General features: G+C 44.8%; 11 protein-coding genes. 10 read left to right on the forward strand and 1 reads right to left on the reverse strand.

Annotation, left to right across the window (positions count from 1 at the left end):
* Nucleotides 1–35: 35 nt before the first annotated feature.
* The 9 genes from ACHUFQ_RS06585 (at nt 36) to ACHUFQ_RS06625 (ending at nt 12634) form a co-directional block, all read left to right on the forward strand.
* Entirely contained in the window at nt 36–2360 is a 2325-nt protein-coding gene (locus ACHUFQ_RS06585; protein ID WP_394174109.1) for an agarase, read from the forward strand.
* The gene (locus ACHUFQ_RS06590; protein WP_394174110.1) at nt 2350–3405 is read left to right on the forward strand and encodes an SMP-30/gluconolactonase/LRE family protein; all 1056 of its coding nucleotides are present in this window, start codon (nt 2350–2352) and stop codon (nt 3403–3405) included. The genes ACHUFQ_RS06585 and ACHUFQ_RS06590 overlap by 11 nt, the downstream gene beginning before the upstream one ends.
* A 185-nt stretch (nt 3406–3590) precedes the next feature.
* The gene (locus ACHUFQ_RS06595) at nt 3591–6365 is read left to right on the forward strand and encodes a TonB-dependent receptor (protein WP_394174112.1); all 2775 of its coding nucleotides are present in this window, start codon (nt 3591–3593) and stop codon (nt 6363–6365) included.
* A 155-nt stretch (nt 6366–6520) separates the two neighbouring features.
* Nucleotides 6521–8086 carry a tryptophan halogenase family protein gene (locus ACHUFQ_RS06600; protein ID WP_394174113.1) on the forward strand — a complete coding sequence of 522 codons (1566 nt, stop codon included), beginning with the start codon at nt 6521–6523 and terminating at the stop codon, nt 8084–8086.
* Nucleotides 8087–8103: 17 nt separating this feature from the next.
* The gene (locus ACHUFQ_RS06605; RefSeq protein WP_394174115.1) at nt 8104–8814 is read left to right on the forward strand and encodes a SapC family protein; all 711 of its coding nucleotides are present in this window, start codon (nt 8104–8106) and stop codon (nt 8812–8814) included.
* A gap of 159 nt (nt 8815–8973) precedes the next feature.
* The gene (locus ACHUFQ_RS06610) at nt 8974–10311 is read left to right on the forward strand and encodes a M20/M25/M40 family metallo-hydrolase (RefSeq protein WP_394174116.1); all 1338 of its coding nucleotides are present in this window, start codon (nt 8974–8976) and stop codon (nt 10309–10311) included.
* A 100-nt stretch (nt 10312–10411) separates the two neighbouring features.
* Complete coding sequence (locus tag ACHUFQ_RS06615; RefSeq protein WP_394174118.1) at nt 10412–10780, forward strand: hypothetical protein; 369 nt, start codon at nt 10412–10414, stop codon at nt 10778–10780.
* Between the two features lie 207 nt (nt 10781–10987).
* Nucleotides 10988–12175, forward strand: coding sequence for a DEAD/DEAH box helicase (locus tag ACHUFQ_RS06620; protein WP_394174120.1), 1188 nt, complete (start codon nt 10988–10990; stop codon nt 12173–12175).
* A gap of 114 nt (nt 12176–12289) precedes the next feature.
* The gene (locus tag ACHUFQ_RS06625; protein WP_394174122.1) at nt 12290–12634 is read left to right on the forward strand and encodes a DUF2956 domain-containing protein; all 345 of its coding nucleotides are present in this window, start codon (nt 12290–12292) and stop codon (nt 12632–12634) included.
* Here ACHUFQ_RS06625 and ACHUFQ_RS06630 read toward each other — a convergent pair.
* Nucleotides 12631–13248: a HutD/Ves family protein gene (locus tag ACHUFQ_RS06630; protein ID WP_394174123.1), complete on the reverse strand. Its 618-nt coding sequence runs from the start codon at nt 13246–13248 to the stop codon at nt 12631–12633. The two genes, ACHUFQ_RS06625 and ACHUFQ_RS06630, sit on opposite strands and share 4 nt — an antisense overlap.
* A 522-nt stretch (nt 13249–13770) precedes the next feature.
* Here ACHUFQ_RS06630 and ACHUFQ_RS06635 point away from each other — a divergent pair.
* Entirely contained in the window at nt 13771–14895 is a 1125-nt protein-coding gene (locus ACHUFQ_RS06635) for a S8 family serine peptidase (RefSeq protein WP_394174124.1), read from the forward strand.
* Nucleotides 14896–14980: the final 85 nt, after the last annotated feature.

Below are 14980 nucleotides of genomic sequence, written 5' to 3' on the forward strand. Positions count from 1 at the left end.
CTTATGAAGCTAAGGCAAGCAAGGAAAAAACTGCCATGAGCAACCTTTCTACATTGCAGATGTTATTCACGACAGGCGTATTGACGACAAGCTTATTGTTTGCGGGCTGTCATCAACCTTCTGCGCCCGACATAGTGTCCGAAACCAAAGAGATTCGTAGCAAATTATTATTGAATTTTGATGATGAAGCCACGCTGCATCAGGTAAACGTACATAATGCCAATAAATCTTTGCTTGCATCAGAGCACGGACAGGCGGTGAAAATTGAGTTTGCCAGCGCTTCTAACCATGAATCGGTTGTTGAATTCGTGCCTGATGAACACTGGGATTGGAGCAATCAGGGCAATTTTGGTATTGCTCTGAATATTGAAAATCCAGAGTTGTCGTCGGTACATTTGTATGTGTCGGTTAAAGATAGTCACGGGGTAGCGCATAACCGTAGCGTAGCGATACCGGCGCAATCATCTCAACGTTATCTCATCGAATTATCGGGGCCGGATTTGGAGATTGAAACCGGCATTCGCTCAAATCCATTTAGTTGGAAAGATAACTATCAGCCGATTATCTGGCGGTATGGCAATAAACATATCGATCTAAGCAAGGTGGCGAGTCTTGGGTTTAAAGTCACTGGGGTGGCGGAAAACAAAACACTTATCTTTGATGATATTACCTTGGTTCAACCAAACGCTATGGATGAAAACTACCTAATCGGGTTAGTGGATAAATTTGGTCAGAATGCTAAGCAGGAATTTACCAATAAAGTGCATAGCGTTGACCAATTGGTAGCGATTGCTGAGCAGGAACAAAGTTCGCTGGCATCGAATGACATTGCGGATCGCAGTAAGTTTAATGGTTGGAAACTGGGACCAAAATTACAGGCAAGCGGTTACTATCGAGTGGAAAAATATCAGGGCAAATGGTCATTGGTAGATCCTGAAGGCTATTTGTTTTTTTCTAATGGCATTGCCAATGTGCGGATGGCGAACACGTCTACCATAACCGGCTACGACTTTGACGCAACGTATATCAAGCAGCGCCAGCCAGGGGATCTCACCCCAGAAGATTCTATTGGTTTGAACCGTGCCCCAAAAGATGCCTGGCCTAGCCGTTATGAAACGTCAAAAATGCGTAGCCAGATGTTTACCTGGTTACCCGAATATGAATCGCCAATGGGACAACATTTTGGCTATCGCCGCGAGGTTCATACCGGTGCCATCGACAAAGGCGAAACCTATAGTTTTTATCAGGCAAATTTAGCCCGAAAATATCAAACCAATAATATTCAACTCGCTGAACAGAAATGGCGAGACACGACCATTAAACGCATGCAATCCTGGGGCTTTACTTCATTTGGTAACTGGATTGATCCCAGTTTTTACTCGATGCAGCAATATCCCTATTTCGCTAATGGCTGGATTATTGGTGATTTTAAAACGGTCAGTAGTGGCAATGACTATTGGTCGCCTTTGCCGGATCCTTTCGATCCGGTTTTTAAAGAACGAGCCATGGTTACCGTGCAGCAGGTGGCCGATGAAGTAAATGACAGCCCTTGGTGTGTCGGTGTTTTTATTGATAATGAAAAAAGCTGGGGACAAATGGGCAAATATAAAAGCCAATTTGCGATTCCAATAAATGCACTCAGGCTGGATCGGAAAAGTAGCCCGACCAAAGCCCATTTTAGTGCATTAATGCAACAAAAATATTCGACCATAGAGGCTTTCAACCAGGCCTGGGAAATCAACTTGGATTCCTGGGATAGCTTTGCTTCGGGTTTTGAATTAAGGGAATTCAATGAGAGCGTGGTCGCCGACTTGTCTACCATGCTTTATGAATTTGGCTTGCAGTATTTTACCGTGGTTAATCAAGCCATGGAAACCTTTATGCCGAATCATCTATATATGGGTGTTCGGTTTGCAGATTGGGGCATGACACCGGAATTAAGAAAAGCGGCGTCGGAAGTCGTAGATGTGGTTAGCTACAACTATTACAAGGAAGTCATTAATGATGATTTTTGGCGCTTTCTCGATGAAATAGACAAACCCGCGATCATCGGTGAATTTCATAATGGCGCCCTGGATTCTGGGTTACTCAACCCTGGTCTAATCCATGCAGCCAGCCAACAAGACCGAGGCAAGAAATACGCGGAATATGTTAACAGTGCGATTGATAATCCGTATTTTGTTGGCACTCATTGGTTTCAATATATAGATTCGCCATTAACTGGCAGAGCGTTAGATGGCGAGAACTACAACGTAGGCTTTGTTTCCGTTACCGATATTCCCTATACGCCGCTGGTAGATGCGGCGCGTCAGGTAAATCGTAATTTGTACCAGCGCAGGTATGGTCACAATGAGCCATAAACACCTTGATTCTGTAACCTGGAAAGTGCTCCTTTCTGCCGGTTTATGGATAACCTCGGTAATGATCTTTTGCGCTCAGGTGAATGCGGTTGAGCGCACGGGTATTTATTCCATTTACGATGAAGCGGCTCTGCAGTTATTAGATATCAGTCAGAATTATACTGTGGTTGCCGATGGTTTTGAGTGGGCAGAGGGACCGTTATGGTTTGCAGACCAGGATTTTTTGCTGTTTAGCGATATCCCTGCCAATAAAATCTACCGTTATGATGAAAAGCGCGGCTTAACGGAATTTTTAACGGATTCTGGGTTTAGCAATGGTCTGTGCCGTAATGGCAAAGGTCAATTGCTGATGATGCAATCGAGAACAAGGCAGGTAGCATTATTAAACCAATCACCACAGGCACATTCTATTGACACTAAACCAGACCTAAATGTGTTAATGCGTGACTATCAGGGAAAACGATTAAACAGTCCCAATGATTGTGCAGTGCATGCCAACGGCACGTTGTTTTTTACCGATCCTCCTTATGGGTTGGCGGGACAGCTCAACGACCCTCTTAAAGAGCTTAGCTTTCAAGGTGTTTTCCGTGTTACTGACAACGTTACCGGCGATCAGAGTGAAATCACCTTGGTCGATGACTCTCTGACATTTCCCAATGGCGTAGCCTTATCGCCTGATCAAAAGTGGCTCTATGTGGCGGTTTCTGATCAACATCAGCCAGCCTGGTATCGATATCGTTTAAGTGAACAGGGGGATATTTTGGCGAAAGAGTTGTTCTATAAACCAGAGCAATCCACGAATGAAGTGGGTGCCCCGGATGGACTTAAAGTGCACAGTAATGGCTGGGTGTTTGCAACTGGCCCTGGAGGTATTTGGATATTTGACCAAAACCAGCAACTATTGGCCCGCATTCACTTGCCGGGCTTTACTGCAAATCTGGCATTTGCGGACAATGAAACGCTTCTCTATTTGACCTCGGACAGTGAATTAAGAAAATTGCGTTTGCAGACAAATACTACTCAATCTTTAACGTTTTCCCCATGAATTAACCGACAAAGGAGGGCATCCAGGTGCTAACAGGCACTTTTTTACGACATTAAAATTGTTAACATTTAAATATATAAGGAAGGGTGAATGTCATAAATCCGGTTGGTTGTACAGCCAGACAGACTGTCGACTGAGGTTTATAAAGCCATTTTATAACAACAAAATAACCGATAGGTAAAACTATGAACCAAAGTACATTTAAAAAAAGCACGCTCTATGCTGCCATGTTGGTTGCAATGAGTGGTGGAGCATATGCCCAGCAAGAAAGTTCTGGGGAAGATGCTCAGAATATTGAGGTCATCGAAGTTCAGGGAATTCGCAGTGCCTTGACCAAGTCGGCTGCGACAAAACGTTACTCTGACGGTGTTGTCGATGCCATAACCGCTGAAGATATTGGTAAATTACCCGACACAAATCTGGCGGAATCATTGCAACGGATTTCCGGTGTATCCATTGACCGGGCTAATAACGAAGGTAACAAGGTTACCGTACGTGGTTTTGGACCGGATTTTAATCTGGTTACTTTAAATGGTCGACAAATGCCAAACTCGTCGGCATTACAGTCTGCTGGTATATCCCGAAGCTTTAATTTCCGTGAAATTGCTGCGGAAAGTGTTTCTGGCGTGAATGTTTATAAAACGGGGCGGGCAAACGTATCGTCCGGTGGCATCGGTGCGACGATTGATATTCAATCGGCTCGTCCATTTGATTATGACGAATTCACCGCATTTGCCTCAGCGAAAGCCATTTACGATACCAGTGTTGAAAGCGGTGATGATATTACGCCGGAAATCTCTGGCATGATCAGCAGTACGTTTCTCGATGGTACCTTGGGCTTGCTTCTTTCTGCATCGCATTCTGAACGTGACAGTCACACCGATGTTGTTGGTACTGACGGTTGGGTACGAAATCGAAGTGCGGATAATGTTGATAAAAGCGCGATAGATACCAGCAAAAATCCAGAGCAGGCAATTTGGACACCCTGGACTGCACGGGTAGAACATTTCGATACGGAACGTGAACGCCAAAATGCACAAGCTGTGCTGCAATTTCAACCTTTCGACGGGTTAGTGGCGACGGTTGATTATACCATGTCGCGCCTGAAAGAAGTGAGTCAGACAAATCGTATGGCGTTCTGGTTTGATAGCCCGATGGGTTCAGCGGATGTAAACGGCACCTTGATTGACCCTCGTGATCCGGATGATGAATTGAATTTCTGGGCATGGGAATATTATGAAGAGAAAGAAAACGATTCAATTGGTGTAAATATTGAGTGGCAAGCGACAGATTCTTTGTCCTTTGGTCTTGATTTGCACGATTCTACGTCTCATTCTAACCCGGATGGTCAAACCGCAGAGACTCTGGCTAACCTGAAAAACCCTCCGGGTTCGGTCGCCTTGATTGGTGCGGATTTTGATGGTGAAATTCCAGCGATTATTGTTGACGACTCTTCACTCCCTGGCGGTGGATACGCAAAACAAAATATTGTTTCTGATTTATACCAAAAACGTGGGTATGAGATGGAAAACAATATCAAGCAATATCATCTGTCCGGTAGTTGGGAAAACCTTGGTACCGATAGTGCACTGGCCCGTATCAATTTTGGTGTGGTTCGCACCGAATATGAAGTAGATACCTACTTAAGTGAAGTATTCTCGTTTGTCGACGTGCCGTTGGACAATCTTGATCTGGACTTTATTGAACTGGGTGATACCGCTGATCAATTTCCGGGTACCGAAAATCTATTCCCATTGATCCCGCAATACAACGTTCATCAGTTTATTGATATTGTTGCAGCCGAAGGAAAGTTTGTTGAACCGTCCATTAGAACCAATGGTATTTCTGAAGACACGACCGCTCTGTATGTATCGGTCGATGTTGATACAGAATTCAATGATATGCCGGTTAAGATGAATGCCGGTGTACGATATGAATCAACCGATGTAACGGCATACTCCATCCAAAATGGCATAGTGGCGATGAATTACCGCCATGTTCAGGAATTACGTCCGGTATTTGATGACATGCCTTCTGAACAATCATTGTCCGGTGATTATACCCGTATTTTGCCAAACCTTGATGTTAGCATGACGATTACCGATGAGTTAGTGACTCGTTTTTCCTATAGCCGCACGTTAGCTCGTGCCGGGATTAGCGCAATGTTTCCGGCGACGGTTGTCAATGCACGCCCTGGTGGTCCATTTAATGCCTCGCAAGGTAATCCGAACCTGTTGCCAATCACATCCGATAACTTCGATGTATCTGTTGAATACTATCTGGATGACGGGAGCTATGCCTCAGTAGGGTATTTCAAGAAATATGTTGAAAACTTTATTGGTGCTGGCACAGAAAACCGTGCTATCAATGATGTTAACGGTGACCCTCTACGTGATCCTAGTGTTGATCCACGGTCCGGTTGCCCAGATGCGTCAGAGACACCTAACCCTGCTTGTTTAAGCCAGGCATCCGATCCCGTTATTAGCTGGGAAGTAGCAACGCCGGACAATATTCAAAACCGGGTTGTTGATGGTTGGGAATTCAACGTGCAATATATGTTTGCAGATTCCGGATTCGGGGCTGTTGCTAACTATACCTTAGTAGACAGTGACGAGGCATTTGATCCATATAACTTTGAACAGACTATCGCGTTAACCGGTTTAAGTGATTCTGGTAACCTGATTGGTTTTTACGAAGGGGATAATTTCCAAATCCGCTTCGCCTATAACTGGCGAGATGAGTTTCTGTTGAGCCTGGGCAACGAGCCTACATTCACAGAAGCATACGGACAATTGGATATGAGCGCGAGCTACGACATCACAGAGGCATTGACCATTACGTTTGATGGCTTGAATCTGACCGATGAAACGGCGCGCCGACATGGCCGTTTTGAAGAGCAGTTGCTATCGGCTGAGCAATATGGTCCGCGTTACAATCTGGGGATCAGTTACACGTTCTAACTGCCGTTTCCGGTGTGTTTGATCGTTGAATTAAACGATCAAAATTGGCTGTTCATCAAGGCTTAGGCTTTGTTGAGCAGCCACTTATACAGGAGTTAACCACTCCACATAATGTAAAATTAATACAAAAATAATAATTCAAAAAAGGCTATGTTATGTCACAACCAATCAGGGAAATAATCATTGTAGGCGGCGGTACCGCTGGTTGGATCACTGCCGGTACCATTGCGGCAAAACTTAACAGGGCCCATCATAATCCACCCCGGATCACGCTGGTGGAATCAGCAAACGTCCCGATTATCGGAGTTGGAGAAGGAACATGGCCGACGATGCGTCGCTCGTTGCAGGCGATGGGGGTGAATGAAACCGAATTTATCCGCCAATGTAATGTATCTTTTAAGCAAGGCGCAAAGTTTTGTGGTTGGGTGACCGGGGCAGCCGATGACGGTTATTATCACCCTCTGGTATTACCTAAAGATTTTGAGCAAACCAATCTGGCTGAGCACTGGTTATCGTTGCAGGCCATGCATAACACAGTCCCTGATTTTGCGAATAGTGTCTGCAGCCAAGGGGCATTATGTGAGCATGGGCTTGCACCAAAATTAATAAGTACGCCCGAATACGATAGCGTGGCCAATTATGCCTATCACCTCGATGCTGGAAAGTTTTCCAAATTTTTACAGCGTCATTGTGTTGAACAATTAAATGTCCAACATATTTATGCGGATGTTGAAGCGGTGAATAGCCATGTAAATGGCGATATTAAATCGTTAATCACGAAGAATGGCCAGACGATTGAAGGCGATTTTTTTATTGACTGTACTGGCTTTAAAAGCTTGTTGATAGGTGAGCACTTTAAGATACCGTTTAAATCCTGCCAGGACATCTTATTTAATGACAAGGCGATAGCGGTGCAAGTGCCTTATCCGGATAAAAATAGTCCAATTGCTTCTCATACTATATCCACCGCGCAAACATCGGGCTGGATCTGGGATATTGGGCTAGCCAATCGTCGCGGTGTTGGTCACGTTTACGCCAGTGATTACATTAGTGACGATCAGGCTCATCAACAATTGCTCGACTATCTGCATCTTACCGAAGCGCAAGCCGCAGAGCTGACTTTCAGACCCATTACTTTTAAATCGGGCCACAGGCAAAAATTTTGGCATAAAAACTGCGTCGCCGTGGGGTTATCCGCGGGCTTCTTAGAGCCTCTGGAAGCATCCGCGCTATTATTGGTCGAGATTTCTGCATCGTTTATCGCACAGCAATTACCCGCAGTCAAAGAGCCCATGGATGTGATTGCCAATCGATTTAATCGGTTGTTCTTATATCGTTGGCAAAGCATTATCGATTTTCTAAAACTCCATTATCTGTTAAGCAAACGGCGTGATAGCCAATATTGGATCGATAATCAAAACCCGAAATTCATTCCGGATTCTTTGCAGCAGATGTTATCCCTGTGGCGGTACCAGTCTCCCTGGCATGAAGATTTTCCTTATGCTCAGGAAGTATTTCCCGCAGCCAGTTATCAATACGTCCTCTATGGCATGGGCTTTCATACCCAAGCCAATCCATCGGGTTTATCCCTGCATAGTCAGCAACAGGCGCTGCAATTGATGCAAAAAAACGCGATGGAAACCAAACAATTAGTTGCTCAAATGCCGAGCAATAGAACCTTGTTGAACGCCATTGCTCAACAACAGCTGGCAAAAATATAACCTGAGGTATTTAGACAATGTATACGGTATTAAATAACAAAGAGCATAATCAGTTACGTGTATTCACGGATCATGGTGCCCACTTCGGTGAGGCGGTCAATCGGGTTCCTGTTTTGGCCGATGAGTTGAAATCACTGGTATTAGACTTTCCCGTCTGTTTGTTTAAGGACCCAAAAAATGGCAAGTTTTCCATGCATGCTTTACTGGGGATCGACTCTCAGGAAAATCTATTTTTGCAGGGTGATTCATGGACTTCCCAATATATTCCTGCCCACTTTCGTCGTCAGCCATTTATGGCCGGAATTAAAGGGGAGGGAGAATCACCAACCCCTGAAAATTTGGTACTGACCATTGATATGGAAAGCCCGAGAGTATCGAGCAACGATGGCGTAGCCTTGTTCGAAGTGGATGGCTCTCCAAGCAGTTATTTGCGTCAAACCAGTCAGATGGTGTTTTCTCTGGTACCGGCGATGAATAGAAATGAAGCATTTATACAAGCCTTGCTTGCCAATGACCTGCTCGACGCGGTGCAATTAACCCTGACATTAAAAAGCGGCGAAAACCATCAGCTGGGCGGCATGTATACCGTTAATGAAGAGAAGCTCAGTCAATTAAATGCGGAGCAAGTACAATGGTTTCACCGTCAGGGGTACTTACAAGCGTGTCACTATTTGATTGCTGCAGTGGGTAATATTCAAAAACTCGTGAATTTGAAAAATAATCTATAAGGCGGACAACATTTTGTCACTCCTGATACTGGGCCCAAGACATGCCAGTAATGTTAAAAAATTCCGGTTGTTTTGACTCTGGACAACGTCTGATTAGGCGGGTAAGGTGAGTTTACTTTAATTGCCTTTACCCTCTAATGTTTTTACTGTGAGCGAATAATGACTCAAAATATCAATCGGTTACTTTCAGGTTTACTTTTTGCATTCGGCCTTTTTTCCGCCGCCTTATCCTTTTCGACTTTGGCTGCTAATAAACTGAACGCAGATGAACAGGCCATAGTCAGTGCGGTACAGGCGGATCTAGCCAGACACGTACAGCTTTTACAGGATTCGGTAAACATTAACAGTGGCACGATGAATTTTTCCGGGGTGCGCAAGGTTGGCGAGTTGTTTAAAAAGCAATTTACTGAGCTCGGCTTTGAGGTCGAATGGCTAAGCGGTGATGGCTTTGAACGGGCAGGGCATTTGCAGGCGAGCAAAATCAGTGGTGAGCCGAATGCGCCTAAAATTTTGATGATTGGCCATTTAGACACGGTATTTGCCGTAAACGATGAGTTTCAGCAATATAAACAACTGGCCGATAATAAAGTATCGGGCCCCGGCATTGTCGATATGAAAGGCGGCGATGTGATTATTATTGCGGCCTTAAAAGCACTAAAGGACACTGGCTTATTAGACAACGTCAGTATTCGTGTGGTGATGACGGGTGATGAAGAGCGCAGTGGTCGGCCTCTGTCGCTGTCGAAAAAGGCTATTATTGATGGTGGTAAGTGGGCCGATATCGCCCTGGGATTTGAAAATGGCGATAGCGATATCAATACCGCAATGGTGGCTCGGCGCAGCTCTATCGGTTGGGAATTAACGGTTACCGGAAAACCGGCACATTCTTCACAAATTTTCAGAGAAGACATCGGTTATGGCGCGATATTTGAAGCTTCCCGTATCCTGACGCAATTTCAGGAACAATTGTCCGAACGGGAAAACCTGACATTTAACCCTGGTATGTTTGTCGGTGGCACGACAATTTCCCATGATCCGCAAACGTCCAGCGGCACTGCATTTGGCAAATCCAATGTTATTGCCAAAGACGCCAAAGTTATTGGCGGTATTCGGGCACTATCGCTGGCACAATTGCAACAGGCACAAAAAGATATGCAGGCCATTGTGGCCAAAAGTCTACCGCATACTCAAGCGACATTAACGTTTAAAGACGGTTACCCGCCGATGTCGCCCCATCAGGGCAACCAACAATTGCTGGCGCTTTATTCACAAGCCAGCACCGACTTAGGTTACAACAAGGTGGTTGCCGCCAACCCACGAAAAGCCGGCGCCGCGGATATTTCATTTGCCGCCAATCATGTGGATATGGCATTAGATGGTTTGGGTCTTATGGGATGTTGTGGCCATACCAAAGACGAAGTTGCGGATATGACCAGCTTCTCGAACAACATCGAAAAGGCCGCTGTGCTGATTTATCGGTTAAGCCGTGCTCGCTAAAGTGTCGTAATCCATCACTTACAATCAACAGCATGGATGCGTTGTGTTTTGATTCCTGTTTATGGGTAGGATTCGTTTATAGTTGCAGTGCTTTTTATCCATGTTAATCATTTCAATTGAGCGTTTACATATCGCCACCTACATTACAGGGATTTTATCTATGGACAAACAAGATTTTGCTCTTCAAGCCACTCAGCAACTGACCAACCTTTTCATGAAAAGTAAATCTCAGGGTAAAACGACTGATAAGGAAAAGGGCCGGGTAGAGGGATTTTTGCATGCGGGCCAGTTTCTGGGGTTAATAACTGCTGAGCAGGGGCGAGATTTGATGAGTCAGGCGTATTTCGAGGTGTTTGGGGTTGAACTTGATAAGGTAGAGAGCGCAAAAGCGCGACGCAAGCAAGCGCTTGAACGGGACAACGATGATTATCTTGATATCCCTGCTATTGAAAGACTGACTCCTTGTTGAATAGCTAAGGATAAAACCAGTATATTGATTTTGGTGATTATTTTGCTGGCAATGCTAAATAATCTGACTTAACTGCTTCCTGAAACCTAAAACCTGAAACCTAATCCTGCTTTCCCATACTCCCAAGAACATTACTTGCTATAATCCCACCTTTAATCGTCCTGCTAATCTAGCATTTCGAGATTGTATCTTTATACATAGGCACATATGTCATTTTCTAAATTAGGATTATCCGCACCCATCGTTGAACGCTTAGCTGAGTTAGGCTATGAATCACCAACGGATATTCAACAAAAAGCGATTCCTGGAGCGCTCTCAGGTAGGGATATCATTGCTGCAGCGCAGACGGGAACGGGTAAGACCGCCAGTTTTGTGTTGCCGATCTTAGAGCGAATAAACAAAGATCATAAACTGCGGGGTAAACGGATCAGATCGCTTATCCTAACACCGACGCGGGAGTTGGCGGTACAAGTTGAACAAGCCGTAAAACAATACGCCGAAAACCTGTCACTGACGTCATTGGCGGTTTATGGCGGCGTGGACTCCAGTGCCCAAAAAAGTGCCTTAATTTGGGGCGTGGATATCCTTGTCGCCACGCCAGGACGATTATTAGATCTTGCCCATCAACGCGCGCTGCATTTTGACGAATTGCAATTTTTAGTCCTCGATGAAGCCGATCGCATGTTGGATATGGGCTTTATTGAAGACATAAATAAGATTGTTGAGCGATTGCCAGAAAAACGACAAAATATGCTATTTTCGGCAACCATGTCAGATCAGGTGAAAGCGTTAGCTAAACGTACGATCCACAAGCCGATTGAATATTCAGTATCGCCAAAGCAGGTGAGCCATCAAGCGATCAGTCAATGGTTAGTGACGGTGGATAAAACCAATAAATCGGCCTTGTTGAGCTTTTTAATTAAAGAGCAAAATTGGCAGCAAGCGCTGATCTTTATTGAAACTAAACATGGGGCGGCAAAATTAGTTAGCCAGTTGGAAAAACGCGGTATCAAAGCCGAATGTATTCATAGCGGTCGCACTCAAGCGAATCGTGAACACATATTGGCAGATTTTAAGCAGGGCAATATTGACTTTCTGGTAGCAACCGGTGTTGCGGCGCGAGGCATTGATATTGGCCAGCTAGAGCGGGTAATTAATTATGATTTACCGGCTCAGGCCGATGATTATATTCATCGCATTGGCAGAACCGGCCGCGCTGGCGCAACCGGGGAAGCGGTTTCGCTGGTTTCCAAAGATAATTTCAGGGAACTATGTGCGATTGAATCACGCCTTGGGCATATTATTGAACGTCGGGAATTTGCGGAGTTTCCGGTGAAAAAGACGGTGCCTGTATCAGTACTGAATTTTGTGCCAAAACATCAGCGTGGCAATTAACTAAAGATAACCAAGATAAGCACGATAAGCGAATCAATCAGTATAGATACGATACAAGGTAGCTTTTAGTACAAGCACAAACATAAGCGCAAACCTAAGCAGAAGACCAGAACAATGAAACAAACTATTTCTAAAGAAACACAAGCGCAAGCTATGAGCGTTGCCAAAGCGAATCAAAAGCCGGGGCAAACCAAAGAGCAAACAAAATTGATTGCCCAAGGCATCGAAAAGGGGATCGCCGAGTATAAAAAGCAACAAAAAAAGCGTGCTCGTTCCGCAGATCAGCAACGAAAGCAAAACCTAAAAGCGCAACAACGAGACCTGAAAAGTAACTCGCAAAAATTGGATGACGCAGCAACTAAACAGGATACGGCTAAAAATACCGCGGCACTTTTGCCCTGGTCGTTGTTAGCACTGAGTTGGGTGTTGTTTATTGCCTATCTGTATTTCGCCGGTTAATGCTTCGTTAACTGTATTAGAATAAAATTTTCACCCGTGATGGTGATAGCTGAAGGAGCATCGGTAGTGGCGCTAACCTGCAATAAATGCCCGGAAGCTAATGACAATGGCGCGCTATCTGCATCGCCTAACGTGACTGAAAGCGCTTCACTCAAGCCGTAAACAAAACCGATATGCTCAATGGTATCCGTTACTGCAATATGCGTAGGATAGGTTGAAACCCGGGTTTTGAATACATCATGTGCGGTGATCACATTGAAATCGGTAATCGCACCATCGTGTAATTTGGCAACCGTTTTATTTGCGCCATCGAAGGTAGCAAAGGAAAGGTGCTGATTTAGAATGTCTATCTGTTGTGGCTGTTGATCATTTTGTTGGTTGTTGAGTTGAGAATGACGGAGCGTCAATCCATTGCCTCTAATGAGTATCAAGTTTCGCAGGTAACCGGAAAAATCGGAAAATTGACCATCATCAACGACATCGGCCATACTCAGGCGCCAGTCAAAATTATCGAGTGTCGCACCGTTATTAATGGCCAGTTCGATGGTCGAACCTTTACCATTTTTCCAGGGCAGGGATTTAAAAGCAGCTGGCTCAATGATGTGATAAGGCATAGCTATCCTTAATGATGAGATAATGGCAGGTATGATAAGGCCCATGGTGCTTTTTTGCTAATACAATGATGTATAAATTGTCGCTAAAGAAAACTTCCTGGCTTGCTCAATTTGTTCTGCGACTTTGCTGCGTTTAATTAACGCGTATACACCCCCTGTGTTTATTGCGCATGTTTCACTTACACTTTTCATTGTCGTTGCCGGGATGGTGGTCAGTTTATCCGTAAACCCTATGCGAATTGATGATGGCTTTCAATCGAAAAAGTCTATAACCTACTAATATTTATAAATTTTATGTTTACATCTACATAATTCATTGCTAGCTTTAGAGCATCTTTATTGAGTGTCGCTACGTATCGTAATGCGCGCTTTATTTGGCTTCTTCGTGAACCTGATTGATGCTAGATAAGTAAAGGTGACAGCCCCCTCAAACCAATATATTTCCATACCGGGAATGTACGGCCATGCTGTTCACATAGTTATTGTGAGGCCCCTAAAACATAATAAATAGGGAACAAAACAATGAAAAAAACGCTTATTTCTTCCGCAGTGATTGCGGTGTTAAGTTCAGCAGCCCATGCAGAAGCGCCAACTTATGGTGGTTCTGCGTCACAGGGTGTTGAAAACCAGTGTATCGTGCAATTTAATGATGCGGTTGCCAAACAAAATGTTCATGGCCTGGCTCATGGTCTGGCAAAACGTGCGGGTTCTAGTGTTAAACATGTTTACAAACACTCTATCAAAGGCATGACAATTAATATGCCATGTCATGCCGCACAAAAAGCATTCGCCAATGATGCTAACGTGACGCGTTTCACACCTGATGGTGTGGTTAGTGCAAACCGCGGTAAGCCAAACCCAAATCCCGACCCCGATCCACAAGTCCTACCCTGGAGTGTAACCAGAGTTGGCGGTCCGGTGGATGGTAGCAGTTATACTGCCTGGGTTATCGATTCGGGTATTGATTTGGATCACCCTGATTTAAATATTGATGCCGATAGAGGTTTTACTGCGATTAAAGATGGTAAAAATTACAGCATGGATGATCTTGATGGTCATGGTACTCATGTTGCCGGTACCATTGCCGCCATTGATAACGATATCGGTGTCGTCGGTGTTGCAGCAGGTGCGACCGTTGTGCCTGTCAGAGTCCTGGATCGTAAAGGCTTTGGTTCCTGGTCAGGAATCATCGCTGGCGTTGATCATGTTGCTGAAAATGCGGCCCCTGGCGATTGTGCCAATATGAGTTTGGGTGGCGGTGTCAATCAAGCCGTTGACGATGCAGTAGTTGCCGCCGCGAGTAATGGTATTATTTTTGCGATTGCAGCGGGTAACGACGGCCAACATGCTGACAATTCAACGCCGGCAAGAGCCAATGGCGAAAATGTTTACACAATTTCCGCGACCCAGTCCGATGATAGTCTGGTTTCCTGGTCAAATTTTGGTAATCCACCAGTAGATTATGCCGCACCAGGTGTAAGCATTTTGTCACTTTACAAGGATGGCGGAACCGCGACAATGTCAGGAACGTCTATGGCAAGTCCCGCAGCGTGTGCTGTTTTAATGCTAAGTAATGGTAATCCTTCTACCGATGGTGTAGCCGGAAATGACCCGGACGGCACCCCGGACCCGATTATCACCCTTTAATTCAATAAGTTATTCTAGTTCCACTGAGTGTTCCCCACTCAGTGAGAATTTAAAAGCCTTTAAAACTCACCCTTTGGGAGTTTAC

The organism is Thalassotalea litorea, assembly GCF_043642205.1.
In the GTDB taxonomy this organism is placed as follows: domain Bacteria; phylum Pseudomonadota; class Gammaproteobacteria; order Enterobacterales; family Alteromonadaceae; genus Thalassotalea_A; species Thalassotalea_A litorea.